Consider the following 23,681-nt stretch of genomic DNA (forward strand, 5'->3'; position numbering starts at 1 on the left):
CCGGGGCCGGGCGCGGCGTCAAGCCTGTGTCATGGTGCGGTGCCGATGCGATCGCCGCTCAGCCCGCGTCGCGCTCGATGGCCTCTATCTCTTCCTGCAACATGAGCCATTCCTCTTCCTGGCTCTCCAGCTGCTTGCTCAGCTCGCCATGCTCGCTCATGACCTGCTGGCGTTCGGCGCGCCGCGCGTCGGTGTAGAGGTCCGCGTCGGCGACCAGGGCATCGAGTTCGGCCAGCCGCAGCCGTGCCTTGTCCATGGCGGTTTCCACCTTGGCCAGCCTGGCCTGCAGCGGCTTGCGCGCGACGGCCAGGCGCTGCCGCTGTTCGGCTTCCAGGCGGCGCTGTTGCTTGCGGTCGACCACGGCGTCGGCGCCGTCCTCGGTGCGCTGCGCTTCGGCCTTGTCGGCCGCCCGTTGCCCGGCTCTTTCCTCCGCATTGCGCGCCGCCAGCCATTCCCGGTAGTCCTCCAGGTCGCCGTCGAACTCGCGCACCACGCCGTCGGCCACGATCCAGAAACTGTCGACCGTGGTGCGCAGCAGGTGCCGGTCGTGCGAGACCAGCAGCATGCTGCCCGCGAATTCGGCCAGGGCCGTGGCCAGCGCCTCGCGGGTTTCCACGTCCAGGTGGTTGCTGGGCTCGTCCAGCAGCAGCAGATTGGGTTTCTGCCAGACGATCAGCGACAACGCCAGGCGCGCTTTCTCGCCGCCCGACATGGGCGCGACCTTGCCGTTGACCGTGTCGCCGGAAAAGCCGAAGCCGCCCAGGTAGTTGCGCAGTTCCTGTTCGCGCGCGTCCGGGGCGATGCGCGCCAGGTGCATCAGCGGCGTCGCCTCCAGGTCCAGCATGTCCAGCTGGTGCTGGTGGAAATAGCCTATCGCCAGCCCGCGCGAGGCGCGCCGTTCGCCGCCCTGGATCTGCAATTCCTCGGCCAGCGTCTTGATGAGGGTGCTCTTGCCCGCGCCATTGGCGCCCAGCACGCCGATGCGGCTGCCGGCACGCACCATCAGCGTCACGTCGCGCAGGATGGACACCTGCTGGCCGTCGTCGGTGGTGTAGCCGGCCGACAGCTTGTCCAGCACCAGCAGCGGGTCCGGCATGTGGTCGGGGGAGGGGATGCGGATATCGATGCCGGCATCGACCTGCAGCGGCGCCAGCGCTTCCATGCGGGCCAGGGCCTTGACCCGGCTCTGGGCCTGCTTGGCCTTGGACGCCTTGGCCTTGAAACGGTCGATGAAGCCTTGCAGGCGCGCCGCCTCGCGCGTCTGCCGTTCGAAGGCGATGCTGGTCTGGCGCAGGCGTTCCGCGCGCTGGGTGAGGAAGTCCTGGTAGCCGCCGCGATAGCGCACCAGCTTGGCGTGATCGAAATGCAGGATGGACCGCGCCACCGCGTCGAGGAACTCGGTATCGTGGGAAATCAGCAGGACGGTGCCCTGGTAGGCCGCCAGCCATTTTTCCAGCCACAGCATGGCGTCCAGGTCCAGGTGGTTGGTCGGCTCGTCCAGCAGCAGCAGTTCGGACGGCGCCATCAGCGCGCGCGCGAGCGCCAGGCGCATGCGCCAGCCGCCGGAAAAACTGTTCACCGGCTGGGCCCATTCTGCGGGCTTGAAGCCCAGCCCGGCCAGCAGCTGCTCGGCGCGCGAATTCGCGCTCCAGGCGCCCGCCTCGACCAGGGCGGCCTCGGTTTCCGCGATTTCGGTGCCCTGGCTGTCGGCGAGGGTCGCGCGGCGCTGCTGCAACGCGCGCAAGTGCACGTCGCCATCGATGACGAAGTCCCGCGCCGAGCGGTCATCGGCGGCGATTTCCTGCTTGACGCTGGCGATGCGCCAGCCTTCCGGCATCGTCAGCGTGCCGGCGTCCTGGTCGAGGTCGCCGGTGAGCAGCGCGAACAGGGTGGACTTGCCGGCGCCATTCTTGCCGACGATGCCTACCCGTTCGCCCGGATTGACCACGAATTCCGCGCTGTCGAGCAGCACCTTGGTGCCGCGCCGCAGCGTCAAGCCTTGAGCACGAATCACGACGCCAATTGCTCTCGGGTAAGCAGCAGCAGCTGGTCGGACGCTTCGGAAGAGTCCAGCCAGACCGGTGTCAGATCGGGGAAGGCCGCCTCGAAGTGGCTGCGTTCATGGCCGATTTCCAGCACCAGGATGCCCTGGGGTTTCAGATACCGGGGCGCGTCGCGCAGGATGCGGCGCACCAGGTCCATGCCGTCGTCGCCGCCGGCCAGCGCCAGCTCCGGCTCGTGGCGATATTCGGCGGGCAGCGCGTCCATGGAGCCCGCGTTGACGTAGGGAGGATTGCAGATGATCACGTCGTACAGGCGGCCCGTGTTCAATTTGTCGAACAGGTCGCTCAGGTGCAGGCCCACGCGGTCGTGCAGATTGTAGGCGCCGACGTTGTGCATGGCGACTTCAAGCGCGCTGGACGAAATGTCCACGCCATCCACGTGCGCGAAGGGGAAGGCCAGGGCCGACAGTACGGCCAGGCAGCCCGAGCCGGTGCACATGTCCAGCACGTTCTCCACGGTTTCGGGGTCGTTGAGCCAGGGCGACAGGCCGTCGTCCAGCAGTTCGGCAATGGGGGAGCGGGGGACGATGACCCGGTTGTCGACATAGAAGCGATGGCCGCGCAGCCACGCTTCGTTGGTCAGGTAGGGCGCCGGCAGGCGTTCCTGCACGCGGCGCTCCAGCAGGCCCAGCACGCGCTGGCGCTCCTCGGCCAGCACGCGGGCGTCGAGGAAGGGATCCAGCGTGTCGGGCGGCAGGTGCAGGGCGTGCAGCACCAGGTAGACTGCCTCGTCCCAGGCGTTGTCGCTGCCGTGGCCGAAGGTCACTTCGGCGGCGTGCAGCCGCGATACCCCGTAGCGAACCAGGTCGCGTACGGTCGTCAGTTCCGGGTGGTCGGAGATGGTCATGCGGCGGATTCGGAGGGGAGCAAGAGATTTTCGAGCGTACGGCGGTAGATGTTCTTCAACGGCGTCAGCGCCGACAGCTCGATCCGTTCGTTGACCTTGTGGATGGTTGCGTTATTCGGCCCGAATTCGATCACTTGCGGGCAGATCTTGGCGATGAAGCGCCCGTCCGACGTCCCGCCGGTGGTCGACAGCTCGGTCGTCAGTCCGGTTTCGTCGGCGATGGCGCGCGTCAGCGCCGTGCTCAGCGTGCCGCGCGGCGTCAGGAAAGGCTCGCCGCCCAATTCCCACTTGATGTCGTATTCCAGCCCATGGCGGTCGAGCACCTCGGTCAGCCGGGCCTTCAGGCTGTCCGGCGTGCTCGCCGTGGAGAAGCGGAAATTGAACAGCGCCACCGCTTCGCCCGGCACCACGTTGGTGGCGCCGGTGCCGGCGTTCAGGTTGGACACCTGGAAGGTGGTGGGCGGAAAGTATTCATTGCCCTGGTCCCATTCGATGGCGACGATCTCGGCCAGCGCGGGCGCAAGCTGGTGCACCGGGTTGCGGGCCAGGTGCGGATAGGCCACGTGGCCCTGGATGCCCTTGACAGTCAATCGGCCGGACAGCGAGCCGCGGCGGCCGTTCTTGCAGACGTCGCCCAGCTTGTCGACCGAGGTCGGTTCGCCGACGATGCAGTAGTCCGGCGTCTCGCCTCGCTCGCGCAGGCGTTCGCACACGACGACCGTGCCGTCGGTGGCCGGGCCTTCCTCGTCGGAGGTCAGCAGCAGGGCGATCGAGCCCGCATGGTCGGGATGCGCCGTCACGAATTCCTCGGCCGCCACCACGAAGGCGGCGATGGAGCTCTTCATGTCGGCCGCGCCCCGGCCGTACAGATACCCATCGCGCTCGACCGGCACGAAGGGATCGCTTTCCCATTTCTCGCGCGGCCCCGGCGGCACCACGTCGGTATGGCCGGCGAACACCAGCAGGGGGCCGGCGCTGCCGCGCCGGGCCCACAGGTTGGTGACGTCCTTGCTGACGATGCTTTCGCAGGTAAAGCCGGAAGCCTGCAGGCGCTGCGTCAGCAGCTTCTGGCAGTCGACATCGTCCGGGGTGACCGACGGGCGGGCGATCAGGTCCTTGACCAGATCGAGTACCGGGGATGCGCTCATCAAGCCCTCAGCAGGTCGTTGATGCTGGTCTTGGCGCGCGTCTGCGCGTCCACGCGCTTGACGATGACGGCGCAGGCCAGGCTGTGCGAGCCGTCTTCCGAAGGCAGCGTGCCGGGCACCACGACCGAGCCCGAAGGCACGCGGCCATAGGTGATCTTGCCGGTGGCGCGGTCAAAGATCTTGGTGCTTTGCGACAGGAACACGCCCATGGCCAGCACCGAGTTCTCTTCCACCACCACGCCTTCCACGACTTCGGAACGCGCGCCGATGAAGCAGTTGTCCTCGATGATGGTGGGGTTGGCCTGCAGCGGCTCCAGCACGCCGCCGATGCCGACGCCGCCGGACAGGTGCACGTTCTTGCCGATCTGCGCGCACGAACCCACGGTGGCCCAGGTGTCCACCATGGTGCTTTCATCGACATAGGCGCCGATGTTCACGTAGGAGGGCATCAGCACCACGTTGCGGGCGATGAAGCAGCCGCGGCGCGCCACCGCCGGGGGCACCACGCGGTAGCCGCCATGCTGGAACGCGGCGTTGCCGTATTCCGAGAACTTGAGCGGCACCTTGTCGTAGAACTGCAGCGGCGCCTGGCCCATGATGGCGTTTTCCTGCAGGCGGAACGACAGCAGCACGGCTTTCTTGATCCACTGGTGCACGACCCATTCGCCGGTGTTCTTGTCGGCCACGCGCAGGCGGCCCGTATCGAGGCCGTCGATGGTGTGTTCGATGGCTTCGCGGATCTCCGCGCTGGCGTCGGTGGGCGACAGGGAGGCCCTGGCTTCCCAGGCGGCTTCGATGGTGGTTTGGAGGTCGAGAGTCATAGTATTCAGGATCTACGGGCAGGGTTAGTTGGTCTTCTTCACAAAATCGGCGATACGGTTGGCGGCATCCACGCACTGTGCCAGCGGCGCGACCAGGGCCAGGCGTACGCGGCCGGCGCCAGGGTTCAGGCCCTGCGCCTCGCGCCCCAGGTAGCTGCCCGGCAGCACGGTCACCGCGCATTGCGCATAGAGATCACGCGCGAAGTCGGTGTCCGAACCGGGGGTGGGTACCCACAGGTAGAAGGATGCGGCCGGCCGCGAGATGTCGAGGGCGCGTTGCAGGATGGGCACGACCGCATCGAATTTTTCGCGATACAGCCGGCGATTGTCCCGCACATGGGTCTCATCGGTCCAGGCCGCGATGCTGGCGGCGGCGACGACGGGGCTCATGGCGCTGCCGTGGTAGGTGCGGTACAGCAGGTAGGGGGCGACCAGCGAGGCGTCGCCGGCCACGAAGCCGGACCGCATGCCGGGCACGTTGGACCGCTTGGACAGGCTGGAGAAGGTGATCAGGCGCTTGAAGTCCGGGCGGCCCAGCTGAACGGCGGCTTGCAGCGCGCCCAGCGGGGGAGCGGTTTCGTTCAGGTAGATCTCGGAATAGCACTCGTCCGAGCCGATGATGAATCCGTGGCGATCGCTGAGCGCGAACAGCTCGCGCCAGTCGTCCAGCGACATGACGTTGCCGGCGGGGTTGCCCGGCGAGCAGACCAGCACCAGGCGGGTGCGGCGCCACACGTCCTCGGGCACCAGGGACCAGTCGGGGGCGAAATTGCGGGATGCGTCGGCGTTGACGTAGTACGGGGTGGCGCCGGCGAGCAGGGCCGCGCCTTCGTAGATCTGGTAGAACGGGTTGGGGCAGATGACGATGTCCTTGCCGTCCGGGTCGATCACGGTCTGGGTGAAGGAAAACAGGGCTTCGCGCGAGCCCAGCACGGGGAGCACCTGCGTATCGGGGTCGGGCTGGGGGATGCCGTAACGCTTGCCGATCCACTGCGCGATCACTTCGCGCAGCCGCGGTTCGCCCTTGGTCGGCGGGTAGGCCGCCAGGCCGCCCGGCAGGGCCTGCGCCATGGCTTGCGCTACGCGCTGGGGGGTATCGTGCTTGGGCTCTCCGATCGACAGGTTGATCGGTCCCAGGCCGCTGGGCGGCGTGCCTGCGCCTGCCAGCAACTGGCGCAATTTTTCGAAGGGATAAGGCTGTAGAGCATCTAGACGCGGGTTCATGGACGGAATTTTAACAAGCAAGCTACAATAGCGGGCTTGCCTAGATGCGAAGGTGGCGAAATTGGTAGACGCACCAGGTTTAGGTCCTGACGCCGTAACAGGTGTAGGGGTTCGAGTCCCCTCCTTCGCACCACTCATCTCCGTCCGTTGATTGCCTGGATAAATTTTAGGAATCAACGGGTTAAGATCCGTGGACGGTCCGTAGACGGTCCCTGGACGGTCCCTGGCCCTTCCACGGATCGCCTATGGACTTTCCACGGTCATGCATGCGCCGACCCGGCCCGGCCGGATCCAGGCGGACCGCGCCGGCCGCCGGGCGCCAGGTCATTGCGTCACATACCGGACGAACGCTTCCTCTACCGTCTTGCCCCCATATTCGGTCACCAATTGCGCCGCGCTGTTGAAACGACGCAAGGAGCCGCCCTTGAGGAAATAGAAGCCATCGCAATGGTGTTCTATCTCGGTCACCATGTGGGTGGAGAACAGCACGGACTTTCCTTGCGCCTTCACGCGCGCTAGGGCTTCCCAGAGATAGAAGCGGTACTCCGCATCGACACCGGCGGTAGGCTCGTCCAGAAGGTAGAGGTCCGCGTCCAGCGAAAGAATGACCATCACCACGAACCACCGCTTTTCGCCGTAGCTGCAGCTATTCGCACGGCGGTCCCACAGCATCTTGAACTTTTCCAGGATCCTGGATCGCGATCCTTCGAATACGCCGGTTGTCGGGTTCTTAGGAACCGCGCAGAGTCCGTAGACCAGTCGAGCCATTTCCCCGAGCTTCAGGGCATCGGGTACGGTCACGACTTGCGTGAGATAGGCGATCCTGTCCGCGCGCACGCCGGAGACCTGCCCGCTTTGCCGCGTGCGCAGGCCACACACGATGTCGAATAGCGTTGTCTTTCCCGCGCCGTTGGCGCCCAGCAGACCGATTATCGAGCCCGCACGCACCGAAAGCGAGACATGGTCCAGGACGGTCTTGTTCTTCCGATGAAAGACGACATTCTTGACGTTTAACGCATGGCTTTTCATCGGTTGCTCCATTCCGGGTTGACTCGCAGGCGGGCGACGCCATATACCCCCAGCGTGCCCAGCAGGATGACTTGCGCACCCAATACGGCAAGGAAGTTCGGCTTCGGTATGGATGCGGAGAGGAAATGCGCGGCGGCAAGGAAGGGATTCAGGTATGCCAGAACCGAAGGCCCTTCAACGAATGCCGAATTCGACGCCAGCCCCGCTACCACGGCGATGGTTATCGAGATCGACATGAGGCTACCCGCCGCGCCGAACGTGAGCGGCAGTGCCGCAACGAAAGTGGCGGCGAACATGAGAACTGCCGCCACCAATATGTACTTCCCGAGCAGAAGCGTGGCGCAGGCCAGGCCCATGTCAGTGATCGTGGACGCTGTTACGGCAACGAATGCAGTCCCATAGGCCAGGGCCAGAACCAGGGACGCCAGATATTGCGCGAGGATGAATCGCCGCCGCCTGGCCGGGTTGAACAAGAAGGACCTTATGAAGCCGCTTTCTCGACGACCGACGAGATAGAGTCCAAAGCTCGTCGAAGAAAGAAGCAGGGCCACATAGGCAAGGCACCAAGCCGACCTCTGCACGTATACGCCCGAGGGCAGGAAGACCTTGCCATCGTCGACCGAGGTCAGGACGATATAAGCGATGGGTGCGACAAATGACCAGAAGATGCCTATCGGCTCTCTAAGCTGCTCTTCGACAAAAATGCGAACACATTGGGTCAGCGCTGGCACGTGCCCTCCGTCAAGAAAAAGAACCCTGCGCAACCAGCCGCCATACAGGGAAACCCCAAGTCCGCCCGCGTCATCCTCGGCTGGCGCACAGGAGCCATTTTGTGGCGCACATGAAGAGACAGTTCCCCGCCTCCCCGCCGCCAGCGCCGACGAAGAGGCGCTCAGTGCTGTGGAACTGTCTTCGAGCGCGCGACGACTGACGGTGCGCTTTCGCGTACGTAGCGAAAGGACCTGCTTGTTTGTATAAACAAAAATGTTTATACTTCTCGCGTCATCAACACAAAAGGGAGGTGCGTTGAAATTAAGTGAGTTCAGACGGTGGCTCGCGGAACAAGGGGCAACGTTCAAGGAAGGCGGCAACCACACGAAAGTCTACTTCCGAGGCAAGCAGAGCACCCTGCCGCGGCACGGCAGTCACGAGATCGGGGAAGGGCTGAGGCAAGCCATCCTCAAGCAGCTCGGATTGAAGTAGCAAGGGGGCCCCGCATGGGGCTTCCAACTCACGTTTCATTGCACCCCAGCAGGGAGGTAATCATGTTGCGCTACCCCGCCGCAATCGAACCCGATACAGCAGGCTTTCTCGTAACTTTCCGGGATATTCCCGAGGCGATTTCGCACGGCTGCGGCATCGATGAGGCCAAGTCCATGGCGGCTGATGCGCTGCTTACGGCGATGGATTTCTATTTTGAGGATCGGCGCCCAGTGCCGGCACCGTCGAAGGCGCGGCGTGGCGAGGTGCTCGTGTCGCTGCCGGCCAGCGTATCCGCCAAGGTCTTGCTCTTGAACGAGATGATTTCCCAGGGGATTTCGCCGGCCGAACTCGCTCGCCGCATGGGTACTCGTCCGCAAGAGGTCAACCGCATCATTGACCTCGAGCACGCGACCAAGATCGACACCATTGCCGCGGCGCTTGAGTCGATCGGCAAAGAATTGGAATTGTCGTTGGCTTGATTATGAGGGCCGGACATCAGCGTATGCATCGCCGGCACTTCCAGAGCACCCTTCAGGCGCGGAATCGCGCTCGCGCAGCGACTTATAGCTCCTGAAAAACGCGGGCGCGCCGTAGAGGTTCCGGGGTGTGGCCTTGGAATCGGGAGGGGTTATGGAATGGGCAGGATCGCGGCGATTGGACGCCGGGGCCAGACCCCACTAGAATCGGGTACATGACTTCCGCACATCTCACGCATACGCCTGCCCTGCAGGCCGCAACCGGGGCCGCACGGCGCCCGGCGCATGCGTGCGTGCTCCCGCCCCGAGCGGACCAGACCGGACCGGCCGCGGCTCTCGCCGCACATGCCTGAGCCCGGCGACCGCCACCACACTTTCTTTCATACGCGCAGTTCTTCGGTCGTCGGGCCCGCTCCCGCGCAAAGACACGCCGTGCCGCCACCCCTTCCAACGGCACGGCCTTGAAGGAGTGAATCATGCAAGCCCCCACCCCCGACCGCGTGATGACCGATCTCGACCACGCGCGCCTGACCGGCATGCTGGAACGCCTGCCGGCCGATGGCCTGCCGCAGGAAGTCGAGGACGCGGCCTACGATCTCATCGACTCGGCCGTGACCGTGCCCGTCCACCTCATCGATTCGGACGTCGTCACCATGCGCACGCGCCTGAAGCTGCGCGATGAGCAGGGCGAGGACATGATCATTACCCTGGTCTACCCGTCCGAAAGCGATGCGGCGAGCGGCCGCATCTCCGTGCTTTCGCCGCTGGGCCTGGCCCTGGTCGGCCACCGCGTGGGCCAGGCCATCCGCTGGCAGGGCGCGGACCGCGCCGACCACCGGGCCACGCTGGCCGAAATCCTGTACCAGCCGGAAGCGGCGCAGGATTTCGGGACCTGAAGTTCGAGCTATCGGGCGTCCGCCCCGCCCATGGGCAGCGACACGCCCATGCCCCGTTCGCGCGCCGCCGCCAGGACCGCCGCGCCGACATACAGGTCCTGGATCGCCATCCCATGGGACTCGAACAACGTGACCTGGGCGGCGGCCGTGCGGCCGGGCCAGCGGCCGGTGACGATGCCGCCCATGTCCGCCAGGTTCTCCCAATAGATCAGGCCATTCTCGTACGCCGGCAGCAGGTCCCCGCATTCCCCCTGCGCCACTTCGCGCGAGTCCACGGCGATGACGTCGGCGCGCCGCACGGTCTCAAGGTCGATCTCGCGTCGATCCAGCGCATTGGACCCGGTCGCCGCGACGAACTGTCCAGGCTCCAGCCAGCGCCCGTCGAACAGGGGTTCGGACGCGCGCGTCATGGTGACGATGATGTCCGAGCCGCGCACCGTCTCTTCGCGCGAGAGCGCGGGCCGCACCCGCGCCGGGACCTTCCGCGACATCTCCTCGCAGAACGCGCGCACGGCGTCCTGGTTGCGGCCGAAGACCTTCACCTCGTCGATGTCGCGGACAGTGCAGACGGCTTCCAGTTGCGTGCGCGCATGACGGCCGTAGCCGAACAGTCCCAGCACGCGCGCATCCTCGCGCGCCAGGTAGCGCGCGGCCACCCCCGTCGCCGCGCCCGTGCGGATGCGCCCCAGCCAGTCCGACTCGATGATCGCTTCCGTATTTCCCTGGGCGTGATTCATCAGGTGCAGCAGGGTGTTCAGTGGCTTGCCCGGCTTGTTGTAGTAGGCCTTGTAGCCGATGACGCCGATCTCCGGCGCGGCCGCCTGCAGGATATGCAGGTGCCCGCCGGGCTGGCGCGTGCGGCGGCGCGGGATATCGACGGCCTGGCCGCGACCGTGCGCGGAGAATGCGCGTTCGACTTCGTCGACCGCGCGCGCCATGGGCAGCAGCTGGCGCACGTCCGCTTCGTTCAGGTATAGCGTCATATCCGTCGTCCTCCCGCCACGCCGGTCAGCAGCGAACCGCCATCGGCCGCCGTATCCCGCACGCCTATCTTGCGCAACGCATTCCACATCATGGCGGTGGCACTGGACACCACCGGTTTGCCGAGATCGCGTTCAAGCAGGTTGATGGCGTCCACCGTGGGCATGCCCACGCCGCTCAGGAACAGGGCCTGGGCGTCGGGATGGTCGACCTGCCGGCCCAGCGCATACGCGCGTTCAGGCGTCTCGTCATAGATATTCACCACGTTGGGCAATATGCCATGGGCCACCACGTCCAGGCCATGCGCCTGCAGATGCGCCTTGCCCTGCAGCGTCGTCTGCTCGTTGTACGGCGTGGCATAGGCGATGCGCGTGACCCCGAGGTGCGCCAGGGCGGCCAGCACGCTGCCAAACGCGGTAATGAATGGAACACCATGCGCCTGCTCCATCCGCGTCACCAGCTCCGCCTCGCCCTCCTTGCCCAGCGTATAGCTCGTGGCCGTATGCGCCATGACGATCACGTCCGGCTTGACCATGGCGAGCAAGGCCGCATTCTCGGCCAGATGGGCGATCTGGGTCCGGTTGCGTTCGTCCTGTCCCGCGTGGGCGCCCGTCGTTCCGTGCGCCACCATGCGCGTGAAATGCAGGGACACCCCCTTGGGGACCAATTGCGCCATTTCGGGCTCCACGGTCGGATTTCCTGGAGGAACCAGGAATCCGATACGGCCGCGCCATCCCATCATGATGAAATCCTCTCTATGAAGCTGAGTGTCAGCGCCGCGCAGGCATCGGGATGCGTGGCGGCGATGTGATACGAATCGGCCTGGAGTTCCACCAGGGCGGATCCCGGAATACGGCTTTGCCACCGGCGCACTTCGGCCACCGATTGGCGCTGGTCGTACGCGCCGGGCCGTTCCGGCTGCACGGCCACGATGACCTGGGTAGGGCAGCGTATGGCCTCCAGGCGACTGGGTTCCGCCAGCCGGGGCAGCATGCGGAAGCAGGCCTTGACCGCGCCGGCGGGCGCCTCGCCCATGTAGCGCGTCCACCATTCCATGGCTTGCGGCGTCAGCGCGCTGCCCATGCGGCCGGGCATCGTCGCGCGCGCCCAGCCCTCCACGCCCGAGCGGTCGACCAGACGCAGCCAATCGTCCACCCACTTGCCTAGCGCGCCGCCCGGCGAGATCAGCACGCCGGCCAGCGTCAGCGACGCCATCCACGGGGCGCCGCGCTGTGCCAGCGCCAGCGCGACCTGCGCGCCCAGCTTGGCGCCGACGACATGGATGGCGCCGCCAAGACGGGCGGCCAGCGCATCGATATCGTCGGCCATCGCCTCGATCGACAGCGCCGCGTGTTCGTCCACCGGCGAGGACAAGCCGTAGCCGCGCAGATCCACGCGGACGACGCGGCAATGCCGCGCCAGCCGCGGCGCCCACCCGGCGAACGCCTCGGCCGATTCCCCGATGCCGTGCAGCAGCATCACCACGGGCGGCGTCGTCCAGCCATCGGTATAGTCGTCGACCACATAGGCTATGTCCACGCCGGGCGCCACGGTCACATGGTGTGCCGTGGCGCGGCGCGCCCGCAGCGCGCCGACCCTTGCATGTTCCTCGCTTGCAAGCATGTCTCGTCCGCCTTATTGCTTATCGATGTTGCTGTCCTTGATCACCGCCGCCCACTTGTCGATTTCCTTGCGGATCAGGGCTTGCAAGTCCTTGGCGGGCAGCGCGTGCGCGTGTATGGTCTGGGCGTCGATCTTTTGCTTCACTTCGGGATCGTTCACCGCTTCCAGGAAGACCTTCTCCAGCTTGGCCGTGATCTCGGGCGGCATCCGGGCCGGGCCCAACAGGCCGATCCAGTAGGACGTCTCGTAGCCGGGATAGCCCAGTTCCGCGATGGTAGGGACGTCGGGCAGGGCGGGATCGCGCTGCGCGCTGGTCACGGCCAGCACTTTCAGCTTGCCGTCCTTGACCATGCCCATGGACGTGGCGTAGGCCTCGATCTTCACATCCACCCGGCCCGCGATCAGGTCGGCCTTGGCCGGTCCGGTGCCCTGGTAGGGGACGTGCACCATCTGCAGGCCGGCGTCCTTGGCCAGCATGGCCATGGCCAGGTGCGGCCAGCTGCCGGTGCCGGCGGACGAGTACACCACCTTGCCCGGGTTGGCCTTGGCATAGGCCACGAATTCCTTGAACGTGTTGTAGGGCTTGCTGTACTGGGCCAGGAACACGCCCGGATGATCGGCCATCAAGGCGATCGGCGTGAAGTCCTTGGTGGTGTCGTAGGGCAGTTTCTCGCGCAGCGAGGCATTGACCGCGAACGCCGTTTGTCCGACCAGCAGCGTGTAGCCGTCGGGCGCGGCCTTGGCGACATAGTCCGAGCCGATGATGCTGCCCGCGCCGCCGCGGTTTTCCACGATGATGTTCTGCCCCAGCAGTTCCTGGGCCTTGCTGACGACGATGCGGGTGACCACATCGGTCGATCCGCCTGGCGGGAAGGGGACGATGACGTGAATGGGATGGTCCGGGTAGGCGGCATGCGCGGCGGCGCCCAGGGTTAGCGCGAGGGCGCCCGCAGCCATGAGGCTGGCCAGTTTCATGGGTATGTCTCCGAGGGTTCTGCTTTTATGGATGGCCCCGGGTCCACCGCGGTCAGGCGATGGACCGCGCACGGCGCGGCTTGGGGCCGGCTTGCCGCGCCCGTTGTTCAATCGGGCCGCAGCAGCGCCGTCAGCGCGCCGATGCGCGGCTCGTCCTCCAGCGCCATGACCATGCGCCGCGCTGCCTCGACACGGCGCGCGGGAAGGTGGGCGGTCAGGCGGTCGAACTTGGCGACGATTTTTTCCGGCGTGGGTGTCAAGCTGTCCATTTCCAGGCCGGACGCCTGGTAGGCGAGCCCGGCGCAGCGCACTTCGAGGTCGACGCGGCCGTCCTGGTCGCCGGCGGGATCGAGCAGGTCGATGCGGTCGGCCAGTGCAAGCACGTCGGCGTCGTCGATGTTTTCGTAATAGGCATACTCGCCCACGGGGCGTCCCAATAGCGCGGCCGCCACGGTGAATCGCGCGCTGATGCGCGCCTTCAGCGGCGTCTCGTAAGGCGCGACATTGGTGTAGCCGGGATTGGTCAAGGTGAGCCACGGCGCACGTATCGTCACGCGCTCGATGCGCGCGGGGTCCAGGTCGTGGCGCGCCTTCATGTCCAGCGCCAGCTGTACCGGGGTCTGCACGAAGATGCAGACGGGCCTTTCCTTGTAGACCACGTCCTCGATGAGGAAGCGCTTGCCCAGGTCACGCACCGCATCGGGCGCGTGGTCGGCCGAGCGCCCGAACGCACGGAAATAACCCGACTCGCCTTCGAAGGCCAAGGGCGACGCCGTGGCGCCGGCGGCTGCCAGCTCGGCCGCGGATACGCCCGTGCGGCTGGCCCAGCCCACGTTCAGCTTCACGTCCATGGTGCCGGACCGGAAGCCCTCGCCGAAACCGGACGCGAACATCGCCGCGCAACCCAGCGCGTTCATCAGTTCGCGCCTGTCCAGCGACAGGGTCTTGCCGGCCGCCGCGGCCGCGCCGATGGCGCCGGCCACGCCGGTGCCGCGAAAGGCGGGCAGCATCCCTGGCGCGCCCAGGTAGGCGCGGGCGACGATGTCGTAGCCGAGGACGATGGCGGCCAGCAAGGTCGCGCCGCTGGCCTCATGGGCTTCGCCCACCGCCAGGGCGGCAGGGATGACCACCGCGCCGGGGTGGGACTTGGCGAGGAAATCGTCGTGCGTGCATCCATTGACCAGCGTCGCGTTGACGAAGGCGGCATCGACCGTGGACACGCGCGCCGGATGGCCGAGGATGGTGGCGGGGCCGCGGTCGGCCGGACCCGCGCGGTCGGATGTCGCGGCGCCTATTGCCCCGCGAGTCCCGCTAGTCCCGCGCGCCGCCATGCCGCCTTCGGCCTGGACGAAACGGCGCGCCACGGTGGGCACGGGCAAGGTGCGCGCGGCCAGGGCCGTCGCCAGCGCGTCGAGCAGGCGCGACTTGGCGCGCAGGACGACCTCGGCCGGCAGATCGCGCAAATCCGTGTCGTGGATGAAGGCCGCCCATTGTTCGGCGACGCTGGAAGGGGCGGGCGCGCCGGCGGCCGCGATCGGAACCGGTCGGGTGGCGGGTTCCTGGGAAATACCTGCTTGCATGCGCTTGTCTCCTGTTCACCGGTTGCGCGCCAACCGATGCCTTGTTGCCCCGGCGCGGACCTCGCGCTCAAGGGCGTGGTTGCCGTGTTTCGGCAACTCGTCTTATCAGAGTGTGTTCCGCTTAACGAACTAGTGTATCGTTTAATGGACTATATAATTGTGGCCTGCCGGCTGTCAATACGCCGGAAGACGCTCGATGCCGGTTTTGCCGGCGACGCCCAGGCGTATCGCCGCGGGTCCCATGCCCACGCACTGCCTAGCCCACCACGCACACATGAAACAGTCGAAATCGCCCCCACCGGCCGCGGATGCCGACAACGGCACCGTCAACCGGGTGCTGCGCATCCTGACGCGCTTCGCCGAGAAGGAGCGTTGGGGCTTGAACGAACTGTCCCGCAGCCTGAACCTGCCGCGCGGCACCACCCATCGCCTGCTCACGCTTTGCAAGCCGCTGAATTTCGTCGCGCAGGATGAAGAGGGCCAATACACGCCGGGGATAGAGCTGTATCGGCTGGCAGGCCGCCTGGCTTCGGAAATCCCGATCAATCAGATCGGCGATCCCATCCTGCAGGAGGTGCGCGACCAGACCGATGAAACGGTGCTGCTGACACTGCTGGTGCGCAATGAGCTGAAGATGTTCTTCACCTCGTCGGCGTCGCCCGCCCATCCCTTGCGCTACCGCATCGAGAAAAACCGGCTGGAGCCTCTGTGCTGGGGCGCCGCGGGCCGTTCGCTGCTGGCCTTCCTCAGCGAGGAGGAAATCGGGCAGGTCGTGCAACGGGCCGAGCCTTCGCCGCTGGATGGGCGCCCCATGGACGTGGATGAGCTGCTGCAATCGCTGCGGACGATACGCGGGCAAGGCTACGCGGTCAGTTTTTCGCAGCGCGCGCCTGGCGCGTATGGCGTGGCGGTGCCATTCTTCGACTTCCGGGGCGAGATCCGCGGCAACCTGACGCTGACCATCCCCGACTTCCGTTTCGATCCCGCCAAGCAGGACACCCTGGTCGGCCTGTTGCGCGAGGCCGCGGCCACACTGACGCGGCGCCTGGGATGGTCTTGAGGTCGCAGTCCCGCCCTCCAGCGGCGTGGATTCAGCGGCGTGGATTCAGCGGCTTGGATTCAGCGGCTTGGATTCAGCGGCCGTCCGTCCGCGGCTCCGCCGCCAGCGATGCCTCCATCAGCCATTGACGGAAAGCCTGCAGGGTAGGCAGGTGCGACTTGGTCTCGGGATAGCATAGGTAATACCCTTGCCGGGCGCGGATCTGCAGGTCGATGACCGGCGCCAGCTTGCCGTCGCGCAGCTCATCCTCGATCAGGCAGCGGGGAATCAGCGCGATGCCGAAGCCGGCCGCCGCGGCCTGGGAGAGCAGGCTGTACTGATCGAACCGGGCGCCTTCCCGCGTGCGGCGGGTGTCGCAGCCGGCCTGGGTGAACCAATCCGTCCAGCCTTCCAGCGCCGAGGTGTGATGCATCAGCGGATGCTTCAGCAATTCCTCGGGCGTCTTGCAGGGCCGGGGAAACAGCTTGGGGCTGCCCACCGGCACGACGCCGCGGCCGACGATGTAGTCGGCGCCGCTGCCGGGCCAGACACCTTCGCCGAAGCGCACCGCGGCATCGAGCTCCGGCGTGGAGAAGTCATAGCCCTTGCGATGCGGCAGGAATTCGACGTGGATGTCGGGCCGCAGCCGCATGAACCCGGACAGGCGTGGAATCAGCCAGCGCGCGCCGAAGGTCGGCATGCTGGTCAGATGCAGCGTGCCGCCCTGGCCCTGGTGCGAAATCAGCTCCAGCGTGGCTGCCTCGATCTGTCCCAGGCCGATCTGTATCTTCGCCAGGTAGGCTCGTCCGGCCTCCGTCAACACCAGCCCATGCCGGAGTCGCAGGAATAGTTCGACGCCGACGAATTGCTCCAGCTGCTTGACCTGCTTGCTTACCGCGCCCTGCGTGACGGACAGCTCCTGGGCGGCGCGCGTGAAGCTGCCGTGGCGGGCAGCCATTTCGAAGGCTTGCAAGTCAGTGAGGGAAGGGCAGAGCCGGCGCATGAAAAGAGGGGCCGCGAGGCTGAAAGTGCGGGATGGGCGCGGAGGGGAATGCCCGTCCGGCGCGGTGTTCCACCTCATCCGGTCTCCTGGCGATGCGTCGGCGCGGCTAGGCGCTGGCGCGGTGACCGGGGGCACGGCAAGGATGGGGCTGGGCGATCAGGTATGAAATTAACTCATAGCATACGGAGAATTCTTCGTTTGCACAATTTGTTGCGAAAGCCAAGAATCGCCGGGTTCGCATCACGCCAACGCATTCAGAACATCTTCCACAAGGGATCTCCATGTTCCTCAAGCAACGCCTCCTCGGCCTGACCGCCGTCGCCGTCATGGCCGCCGTGCCCGTCCTGGCCCACGCCGACGACGCTTACCCCAGCAAGCCCATCCGCCTGATCGTGCCGTTCCCGCCCGGGGGCACCACCGACATCGTCGGCCGCCTGTTCGCCGACAAGCTTGGCCGTGAACTGGGCCAGACCGTGATCGTCGAAAACCGCGGCGGCGCCGGCGGCTCCATCGGCAGCGCGGCCATCGCCAACAGCGCCCCCGACGGCTACACGCTGGGCATTGCCACCGCCAGCACCCACGGCATCAACCCGGCCGTATACACCAAGCTGCCGTTCGACGCCGAAAAGGACTTCACGCCCATCACCAACCTGGCGGCCGTGCCCAACATCATGGCCATCAATCCCAAGGTCGGCGCCAAGAACATGGCCGAGTTCATCAAGCTGGCCAAGAGCGAGCCGGGCAAGCTGACGTACGCCTCGGCCGGCAACGGTTCGGTCTCGCACATGATGGGCGAGCTGTTCAAGATGGCTTCCGGCACCAACCTGGTCCATGTGCCCTACCGTGGCGTGGGTCCGGCGTTGAACGACGTGCTGGCCGGCCAGGTCGACGTCATGTACGACAACCTGCCCTCGACGCTTCCCCACGTGCAGGCCAACCGCCTGATCGCCATGGCCGTCGCCGCGCCCCAGCGTGTCAAGGCGCTGCCCGATGTGCCGACGTTTGCCGAAGTCGGCCTGCCCGCCGTCAACGACGCATCGTGGTTCGGCCTGGTCGGTCCGGCCAAGCTGCCCAAGGCCGTGGTCGACAAGCTGAACGCCGCCGTCGCCAAGGTCGAAGGCGAGGCCGACGTGAAGAGCCGCCTGGAGGCCCTCGGCGCCGCGCCGGCCAACAATACGCCGGAAGCGTTCGCGAAGCAGATCGACGCCGAGATCGTCAAGAACAAGCGTGTGGCCGCCGAAGCCCACGTCAAGGTCGACTGACCGTAGCAACGGGCCGCCGGACGATACGTTCCGCGGCCCGTTTTTTCGAATACGCACTGCCTTCATCATGCTGAAAACCCAGCCGCTTTCCTACCGCCTGTACGCGCCGGACAATTACCCGGCCGCTCCCGTCTCCTCCCCCCTGGTCCTCGATTCGCCCCACAGCGGCACCACCTATCCCCCCGACTTCGCACCCGCCATCGATTTCGGCGCGCTGCGCACCGCGGAGGACACCTGGATCGACGACCTCTGGAGCGGGGCGCTGGAGATCGGCGTGCCCATGGTGGCGGCATCCTTCCCGCGGGCCTATATCGACGCCAACCGCGCCGCCGACGAAATCGATGCGCTGCTGCTGGATGCGCCCTGGGACGGTCCGTTGAACGAGACGGGCAAGGTCAAGCTGGGCAAGGGATTGATCTGGCGCATGCTGGATGACGGCACCCCGCTATACAACCGCAAGCTGAGCCTGGCGGAGGTCCATCACCGCATCGACGCCTGCTGGAAGCCTTACCACCAGGCCGTGGGCCAGTTGCTGGACGCCGCGCACCAGCGTTTCGGCAAGGTGTGGCACATCAACTGCCACTCCATGCCCAGCGTGGCCGGCGCCTATGCCACCGACAAGCCCGCCCTGGTCCACCCCGACTTCGTGCTGGGCGATCGTGACGGCAGCACCAGCGCGCCTGAGTTCCGCCAGTTCGTGGCGGCCTGGCTGCGCGAAAAGGGCTACAACGTGACCGAAAACGATCCCTACAAGGGCGTCGAGCTGGTGCGCGCATTCGGTAATCCAGTCGCCGGCCGGCACAGCCTGCAGATCGAAGTCAACCGCAAGCTCTACATGGATGAGGTCACCCTGCGTCCGCATGAGGGTTATGCGCGTCTCCAGGCCGACCTGCGCGGCTTGAGCGAGGCCCTGGTGGCCTGGATGCGCGGACAGGTCGCCTGACCCCGCGCTGTTGTCCGGGGCGCGCGAGCCCCGGCCGCGGCCCGTGCGAGCCTGTCGGCGATGCCGCGGCCGCATGCTCTGCCAGGCGCGACGGGTAACCCGAAGCGGACGGAAGAACGACGTCAAGCTGCCGTCAAATGGCGGATGACGGCCCGATACATGTTCGGGGGCGATTGGTTGACCACGCAAAAAAATCCCGTTTACACTTGGCGCGCGAGATATTCAAGCGACGCGGTCCTTAGTTCTATTTGTCGCCGTCACAGGTACTGTAGTTGCCAAATCCACTTCCTTGATAATCTGGCATCCTCTCGTTCCTATTTTTGGGGTGGCAATATGGCAACCGGTATCGTGAAGTGGTTCAACGCGGAAAAGGGCTACGGCTTCATCGTTCCTGACGATGGCAGCAAGGATCTGTTCGTGCACTTCTCGGAAATTCGCACCGAAGGCTTCAAGACCTTGCAGGAAAACCAGCGCGTCAGCTTTGAAGTTGACAAGAATGGTCCCAAGGGTCCCTCGGCGAAGAATATCCAGATCCTGTAATTCCCGCGACGCGACGATTACAAAAGCAAAGCCCCGCATGTGCGAGCATGCGGGGCTTTGTCATTGGTGCTTCGTTACTGGTCCTTCGTCATCCACATCGTGACCTCGCACTTCGCCATCCGCGTCAATGTTCGTTTTTCTCCTCGGCGATATGCGGAATGACGATGAGCCGGTCGACCAGGGCTATGCCTATGGCGGACAGGATGAACACGCAATGGATGATCGTCTGCCACATCACGCCCGTCGACGTGTAGCGGCTGGCTTCGCTGCCCAGGTTGCCGGCTTCGATGAACGTGCGCAGCAGGTGGATGGAGGAAATACCGATGATGGCCATGGCCAGCTTCACCTTGAGCACGCTGGCGTTGACGTGGCTCAGCCATTCGGGCTGGTCCGGATGGTTTTCCAGGCCCAGCCGCGAGACAAAGGTCTCATAACCACCCACGATCACCATCACGAGCAGGTTGGAAATCATCACCACGTCGATGAGGCCCAGCACGATGAGCATGATGTCCTGTTCGCCGAACGTGGTGGCATGGCTGACCAGGTGCCACAACTCCTTGACGAACAGCAGTACGTAGACGCCCTGGGCGACGATAAGGCCCAGGTAGAGAGGCAATTGCAGCCAGCGGGAACTGAAAATAATGGCGGCGAGCGGATGCAGCCGTGTCGAAGGGGGAGATGCCATAAGGGTGTTCAGCCTTTCCTGGTATGTGTCGGCGCCAGGCCGGCCCCGCGCCCGCCTGGCATGACGGCCAGTTTCCTGTAAGCCGTCCGTGCGCGGATTCTATCAAGCAGGGCGGGGGCTCTTCACGCGCGGCGTGCCTGAAATGCCATAGGGAAAGTGCAGGTGTCGCGCGGTATTTTGACGCCCGCCGATGAAGCGATTTGAAGAATAGATGCAGAAATGGCCGGGGGAGTAACCAGCTGCGCAACAACAAGTTAATAGTATGTAAATGAAATTGAAATTGGGAGATATTGTGTAGCGGCGTGGGCGAAACAAGGGACCTCATCAATAGAATCTGCGCTCCGCCCCATTCGGGCAAGGGAAAGGGAGCCCAACACTATGAACAAGACCATCAAGTTCGCCGCCATCGTTTCCGCCGCGTTCGCTACCCTGGCGCTGCGTCCGGCCGTGGCCTTCGACATCGGCGGCCTGGTCGGCGCCGGCAGCAAAGTAGTGCAGGCCGCCACCTTGAGCGACGCCGACATCAAGCAGCTGTCCGACAAGGCCTGCGCGCAGAGCGACAAGCAGGAAAAGATCGCCGCCGCGGGCAGCAAGTACGATGTGCGCGTGCAGAAGCTGGGCAAGCAGCTGGGCAACAACATCAACGGCCAGCCCGTCAACTACAAGGTCTACATCACGTCCGACGTCAATGCCTGGGCCATGGGCAATGGCTGCATCCGCGTCTATAGCGGCCTGATGGACATGATGACCGACGACGAACTGCTGGGCGTCATCGGCCACGAGATGGGCCACGTCGCCCTGGGCCATAGCAAGAAAGCCATGCAGACCGCCTACACCGTCTCGGCCGCCCGCGACGCCGCGTCCGCCGCCGGCGGCGCCACGGTGGCGGCCTTGAACAGTTCGCAACTGGGCGACCTGACCGAGAAATTCGTCAACGCGCAGTTCTCGCAGTCGCAAGAGAGCGCCGCCGACGACTATTCCTTTGATCAGTTGAAGGCGCGCGGCCTGCCCACCCAGGGCCTGGTCACGGCTTTCCAGAAGCTGGCCAAGCTGGACGGCGGCAAGAGCAGCATGATGAGCTCGCACCCCTCGTCGACCAAGCGCGCCGAGCACATCCAGCAACGCATCGCCTCGAACAAGTAAGCGGCGGACCCCCCGGATTTGCCCCGCGGCGACGGGGCATCCAGCCCCCCGGCCCCCTGGGCGTGGGGGCTTTTCTTTTTCCGGTAAAATGGGCGGTTGATTCCTGATCCACACCTTCGTCCATTCACTCGCAATATAGGTCTTTTCTAATGCAGCCTGTGGTTGAAACCCTCTCCGGCCTGGAGCGCCGCGTCGATCTGTCCGTTCTCCTGGCAGACGTCGAAAAAGAAGTTCAGGCGCAATTGAAGCGCGTTGCGCGTACCGCCAAGGTACCCGGTTTCCGTCCCGGCAAGGCGCCCCTGGCCATGCTCGAGCGCAGCCACGGCCCCGGCATCCGCTACGACGTCATCAATTCGCTGGTCGGCCGCGCGTTCGAGCAGGCCGTCGATGGCGCCAAGCTGCGCATCGCCGGTTCGCCCAAGCTGGAACCCAAGACCGAAGGCGTCGCTGACGACACGCTGGGCTTCTCGGCCACGTTCGAGGTCTATCCCGAAGTCGCGCTGCCCGACCTGGCCACCTTGTCCGTCACCCGCTATGAAAGCCCCGTGGGCGATGCCCAGGTCGATCGCACGCTGGACGTGCTGCGCAAGCAGCGCGCTACCTACGAAGCCCGCGAAGGCCGTGCCGCCCAGGATGGCGACCGCGTGACCCTGGACTTCGCCGGCACCATCGACGGCGTCCCGTTCGAAGGCGGCAAGGCCGAGAACTTCCCGTTCGTGCTGGGCCAGGGCCGCATGCTGCCCGAGTTCGAAGCCGCCGCCACCGGCCTGAAGGCGGGCGAAACCAAGGTATTCCCCCTGGCTTTCCCGGCGGACTACCAAGGTGTCGAAGTGGCCGGCAAGACCGCCGAGTTCACCATCAAGGTCAACGAAGTGGCCGAGCCCGTGCTGCCGGCCGTCGATGCGGAGTTCGCCAAGTCGCTGGGCCAGGCCGAAGGCGATGTCGAAAAGCTCAAGGCTGACATCCGCGGCAACGTCGAGCGCGAAGCCAAGGTGCGCGTGCAAGGTCGCACCAAGACCAGCGTCATGGACGCCCTGGTCGAAGCCGCCAAATTCGACGTGCCCAAGGCCCTGGTCGACAGCGACATCGAAACCCGCGTCGCCGCTGCCCGTGAGGAATTGAAGCAGCGCGGCATCCCCAACGCCGAGTCGGTGCCGATTCCGCCCGAAGCGTTCAGCACGGAATCGGAGCGCCGCGTGCGCCTGGGCCTGCTCGTGTCCGAACTGGTCAAGCAGAACAACCTGCAAGCCAAGCCGGAGCAGGTGCGTGCCCGCATCGAAGAGTTCGCCCAGAACTACGAGGAACCGGCCCAGGTCGTCAGCTACTACCTGACCGACCGCCAGCGCCGCGCCGAAATCGAGGCGATCGTGGTGGAAGACAATGTGGTGGCACATGTGCTCGAAAAGGCCAAGGTGACCGACGAGCAATTGCCTTTCGATCAGTTGATGGGGATGGCTTGATGCAAAGATTTACCGATTTCTATGCGGCAATGCACGGCGGCGCTTCGGTGACGCCCACGGGCCTGGGGTACATCCCCATGGTCATCGAGCAATCGGGGCGCGGCGAGCGCGCCTACGACATCTACTCGCGCCTGCTGCGCGAGCGTGTCATCTTCCTGGTCGGCCCGGTCAACGACAACTCGGCCAACCTCGTTGTTGCACAACTGCTGTTCCTGGAATCGGAAAATCCTGACAAGGACATCTCGTTCTATATCAACTCGCCGGGCGGTTCGGTGTATGCGGGCATGGCCATCTACGACACGATGAACTTCGTGAAACCGGATGTGTCCACGCTGTGCACCGGCCTGGCGGCCAGCATGGGCGCCTTCCTGCTGTCGGCGGGCAAGAAGGGCAAGCGTTACACCTTGCCCAACTCCCGCATCATGATTCACCAGCCCTCGGGCGGCGCTCAGGGCCAGGCCACGGATATCCAGATCCAGGCGCGCGAGATCCTGGACCTCCGCAGCCGGCTCAATCGTATCCTGGCCGAGAACACCGGCCAGCCCATCGACCGTATTGAAATAGACACGGAGCGTGACAACTTCATGTCGGCGGAAGATGCGGTATCGTATGGACTCGTGGACAAGGTTTTGGCTTCGCGGTCCGAAGAGCGTTAACGTTTTCCGCGGGTCCGTGGACCAAGCCGTCGTATTTTTCGAGCTAGCGTAGGGCGGACGGCCGTTGATCCGGTTGTCCGCCGT

Annotated in this window: 24 protein-coding genes and 1 tRNA gene; 11 read left to right on the forward strand and 14 right to left on the reverse strand. The window is 65.4% G+C overall.

All coding sequences use genetic code 11. The features are described 5' to 3' along the window. Positions 1-58: 58 nt before the first annotated feature. From C7R54_RS07895 to dapC, 5 genes are read right to left on the reverse strand one after another with little or no spacing between them, the layout of a single operon-like run. Positions 59-2,014 (reverse strand): ABC-F family ATP-binding cassette domain-containing protein, encoded by a 1,956-nt coding sequence (locus tag C7R54_RS07895; RefSeq protein ID WP_129149659.1) that lies wholly within the window; start codon positions 2,012-2,014, stop codon positions 59-61. Next, a complete protein-coding gene (prmB, locus tag C7R54_RS07900; protein WP_129149660.1) occupies positions 2,011-2,910 on the reverse strand; it encodes a 50S ribosomal protein L3 N(5)-glutamine methyltransferase in 900 nt (299 codons plus the stop codon). The genes C7R54_RS07895 and prmB overlap by 4 nt, the downstream gene beginning before the upstream one ends. Next, positions 2,907-4,058, reverse strand: a complete 1,152-nt coding sequence (dapE, locus tag C7R54_RS07905; protein WP_129149661.1) for a succinyl-diaminopimelate desuccinylase — start codon at positions 4,056-4,058, stop codon at positions 2,907-2,909. The genes prmB and dapE overlap by 4 nt, the downstream gene beginning before the upstream one ends. Continuing rightward, positions 4,058-4,879 carry a 2,3,4,5-tetrahydropyridine-2,6-dicarboxylate N-succinyltransferase gene (dapD, locus tag C7R54_RS07910; RefSeq protein WP_129149662.1) on the reverse strand — a complete coding sequence of 274 codons (822 nt, stop codon included), beginning with the start codon at positions 4,877-4,879 and terminating at the stop codon, positions 4,058-4,060. Before dapD ends, dapE begins: the two co-directional genes overlap by 1 nt. A gap of 24 nt (positions 4,880-4,903) precedes the next feature. Next, on the reverse strand, positions 4,904-6,103 hold the full coding sequence (dapC, locus tag C7R54_RS07915; RefSeq protein ID WP_129149663.1) for a succinyldiaminopimelate transaminase: 1,200 nt from the start codon (positions 6,101-6,103) through the stop codon (positions 4,904-4,906). A 46-nt stretch (positions 6,104-6,149) separates the two neighbouring features. Here dapC and C7R54_RS07920 point away from each other — a divergent pair. Then, positions 6,150-6,236 (forward strand) — tRNA-Leu (locus C7R54_RS07920). A 191-nt stretch (positions 6,237-6,427) separates the two neighbouring features. Here C7R54_RS07920 and C7R54_RS07925 read toward each other — a convergent pair. Next, positions 6,428-7,132 (reverse strand): ATP-binding cassette domain-containing protein, encoded by a 705-nt coding sequence (locus C7R54_RS07925; RefSeq protein WP_158021172.1) that lies wholly within the window; start codon positions 7,130-7,132, stop codon positions 6,428-6,430. Next, the gene (locus C7R54_RS07930) at positions 7,129-7,863 is read right to left on the reverse strand and encodes a hypothetical protein (protein ID WP_129149665.1); all 735 of its coding nucleotides are present in this window, start codon (positions 7,861-7,863) and stop codon (positions 7,129-7,131) included. Before C7R54_RS07930 ends, C7R54_RS07925 begins: the two co-directional genes overlap by 4 nt. Before the next feature lie 253 nt (positions 7,864-8,116). Between C7R54_RS07930 and C7R54_RS07935 the strand changes: the two genes are divergently transcribed. The 3 genes from C7R54_RS07935 to C7R54_RS07945 all read left to right on the forward strand — a co-directional run bounded on the left by C7R54_RS07935 (position 8,117) and on the right by C7R54_RS07945 (position 9,707). Beyond that, positions 8,117-8,335, forward strand: a complete 219-nt coding sequence (locus tag C7R54_RS07935) for a type II toxin-antitoxin system HicA family toxin (RefSeq protein ID WP_377814337.1) — start codon at positions 8,117-8,119, stop codon at positions 8,333-8,335. Between the two features lie 62 nt (positions 8,336-8,397). After that, entirely contained in the window at positions 8,398-8,814 is a 417-nt protein-coding gene (locus C7R54_RS07940; protein ID WP_129149666.1) for a type II toxin-antitoxin system HicB family antitoxin, read from the forward strand. Between the two features lie 473 nt (positions 8,815-9,287). Continuing rightward, positions 9,288-9,707, forward strand: a complete 420-nt coding sequence (locus tag C7R54_RS07945; RefSeq protein ID WP_129149667.1) for a GreA/GreB family elongation factor — start codon at positions 9,288-9,290, stop codon at positions 9,705-9,707. An 8-nt stretch (positions 9,708-9,715) separates the two neighbouring features. On the opposite strand, the gene C7R54_RS07950 is transcribed toward C7R54_RS07945, so the two are convergent. The 5 genes from C7R54_RS07950 to C7R54_RS07970 form a co-directional block, all read right to left on the reverse strand. Then, positions 9,716-10,690 carry an ornithine cyclodeaminase family protein gene (locus C7R54_RS07950; RefSeq protein WP_129149668.1) on the reverse strand — a complete coding sequence of 325 codons (975 nt, stop codon included), beginning with the start codon at positions 10,688-10,690 and terminating at the stop codon, positions 9,716-9,718. Beyond that, positions 10,687-11,430, reverse strand: coding sequence for a maleate cis-trans isomerase family protein (locus C7R54_RS07955; protein ID WP_420809124.1), 744 nt, complete (start codon positions 11,428-11,430; stop codon positions 10,687-10,689). Before C7R54_RS07955 ends, C7R54_RS07950 begins: the two co-directional genes overlap by 4 nt. Further along, entirely contained in the window at positions 11,427-12,311 is an 885-nt protein-coding gene (locus tag C7R54_RS07960; RefSeq protein ID WP_129149670.1) for an alpha/beta fold hydrolase, read from the reverse strand. The genes C7R54_RS07955 and C7R54_RS07960 overlap by 4 nt, the downstream gene beginning before the upstream one ends. Before the next feature lie 12 nt (positions 12,312-12,323). Further along, complete coding sequence (locus tag C7R54_RS07965) at positions 12,324-13,286, reverse strand: Bug family tripartite tricarboxylate transporter substrate binding protein (RefSeq protein WP_129149671.1); 963 nt, start codon at positions 13,284-13,286, stop codon at positions 12,324-12,326. Positions 13,287-13,393: 107 nt separating this feature from the next. Continuing rightward, complete coding sequence (locus C7R54_RS07970; RefSeq protein ID WP_129149672.1) at positions 13,394-14,866, reverse strand: MmgE/PrpD family protein; 1,473 nt, start codon at positions 14,864-14,866, stop codon at positions 13,394-13,396. A gap of 274 nt (positions 14,867-15,140) precedes the next feature. Here C7R54_RS07970 and C7R54_RS07975 point away from each other — a divergent pair, with 274 nt between their 5' ends. Then, positions 15,141-15,926, forward strand: coding sequence for an IclR family transcriptional regulator (locus tag C7R54_RS07975; protein ID WP_192903617.1), 786 nt, complete (start codon positions 15,141-15,143; stop codon positions 15,924-15,926). 73 nt (positions 15,927-15,999) lie between these two features. On the opposite strand, the gene C7R54_RS07980 is transcribed toward C7R54_RS07975, so the two are convergent. Continuing rightward, complete coding sequence (locus C7R54_RS07980) at positions 16,000-16,908, reverse strand: LysR substrate-binding domain-containing protein (protein WP_129150389.1); 909 nt, start codon at positions 16,906-16,908, stop codon at positions 16,000-16,002. Between the two features lie 281 nt (positions 16,909-17,189). Here C7R54_RS07980 and C7R54_RS07985 point away from each other — a divergent pair, with 281 nt between their 5' ends. From C7R54_RS07985 to C7R54_RS07995, 3 genes are all read left to right on the forward strand, one after another. Then, the gene (locus tag C7R54_RS07985; RefSeq protein WP_129149674.1) at positions 17,190-18,170 is read left to right on the forward strand and encodes a tripartite tricarboxylate transporter substrate binding protein BugE; all 981 of its coding nucleotides are present in this window, start codon (positions 17,190-17,192) and stop codon (positions 18,168-18,170) included. Positions 18,171-18,237: 67 nt separating this feature from the next. Beyond that, positions 18,238-19,113 carry an N-formylglutamate amidohydrolase gene (locus C7R54_RS07990; protein ID WP_129149675.1) on the forward strand — a complete coding sequence of 292 codons (876 nt, stop codon included), beginning with the start codon at positions 18,238-18,240 and terminating at the stop codon, positions 19,111-19,113. A gap of 333 nt (positions 19,114-19,446) precedes the next feature. Next, entirely contained in the window at positions 19,447-19,653 is a 207-nt protein-coding gene (locus C7R54_RS07995; protein ID WP_094853136.1) for a cold-shock protein, read from the forward strand. A gap of 124 nt (positions 19,654-19,777) precedes the next feature. On the opposite strand, the gene C7R54_RS08000 is transcribed toward C7R54_RS07995, so the two are convergent. Continuing rightward, positions 19,778-20,338: a TIGR00645 family protein gene (locus tag C7R54_RS08000; RefSeq protein ID WP_129149676.1), complete on the reverse strand. Its 561-nt coding sequence runs from the start codon at positions 20,336-20,338 to the stop codon at positions 19,778-19,780. 378 nt (positions 20,339-20,716) lie between these two features. Here C7R54_RS08000 and loiP point away from each other — a divergent pair, with 378 nt between their 5' ends. From loiP to clpP, 3 genes are all read left to right on the forward strand, one after another. Then, positions 20,717-21,481 carry a metalloprotease LoiP gene (loiP, locus tag C7R54_RS08005; RefSeq protein ID WP_129149677.1) on the forward strand — a complete coding sequence of 255 codons (765 nt, stop codon included), beginning with the start codon at positions 20,717-20,719 and terminating at the stop codon, positions 21,479-21,481. A gap of 149 nt (positions 21,482-21,630) precedes the next feature. Then, positions 21,631-22,941: a trigger factor gene (tig, locus tag C7R54_RS08010; protein WP_129149678.1), complete on the forward strand. Its 1,311-nt coding sequence runs from the start codon at positions 21,631-21,633 to the stop codon at positions 22,939-22,941. Then, the gene (gene clpP, locus C7R54_RS08015; RefSeq protein ID WP_129149679.1) at positions 22,941-23,597 is read left to right on the forward strand and encodes an ATP-dependent Clp endopeptidase proteolytic subunit ClpP; all 657 of its coding nucleotides are present in this window, start codon (positions 22,941-22,943) and stop codon (positions 23,595-23,597) included. The genes tig and clpP overlap by 1 nt, the downstream gene beginning before the upstream one ends. Positions 23,598-23,681 lie beyond the last annotated feature (84 nt).

This window comes from Achromobacter aloeverae, from assembly GCF_004121055.1.
Lineage (GTDB): Bacteria > Pseudomonadota > Gammaproteobacteria > Burkholderiales > Burkholderiaceae_B > Bordetella_C > Bordetella_C aloeverae.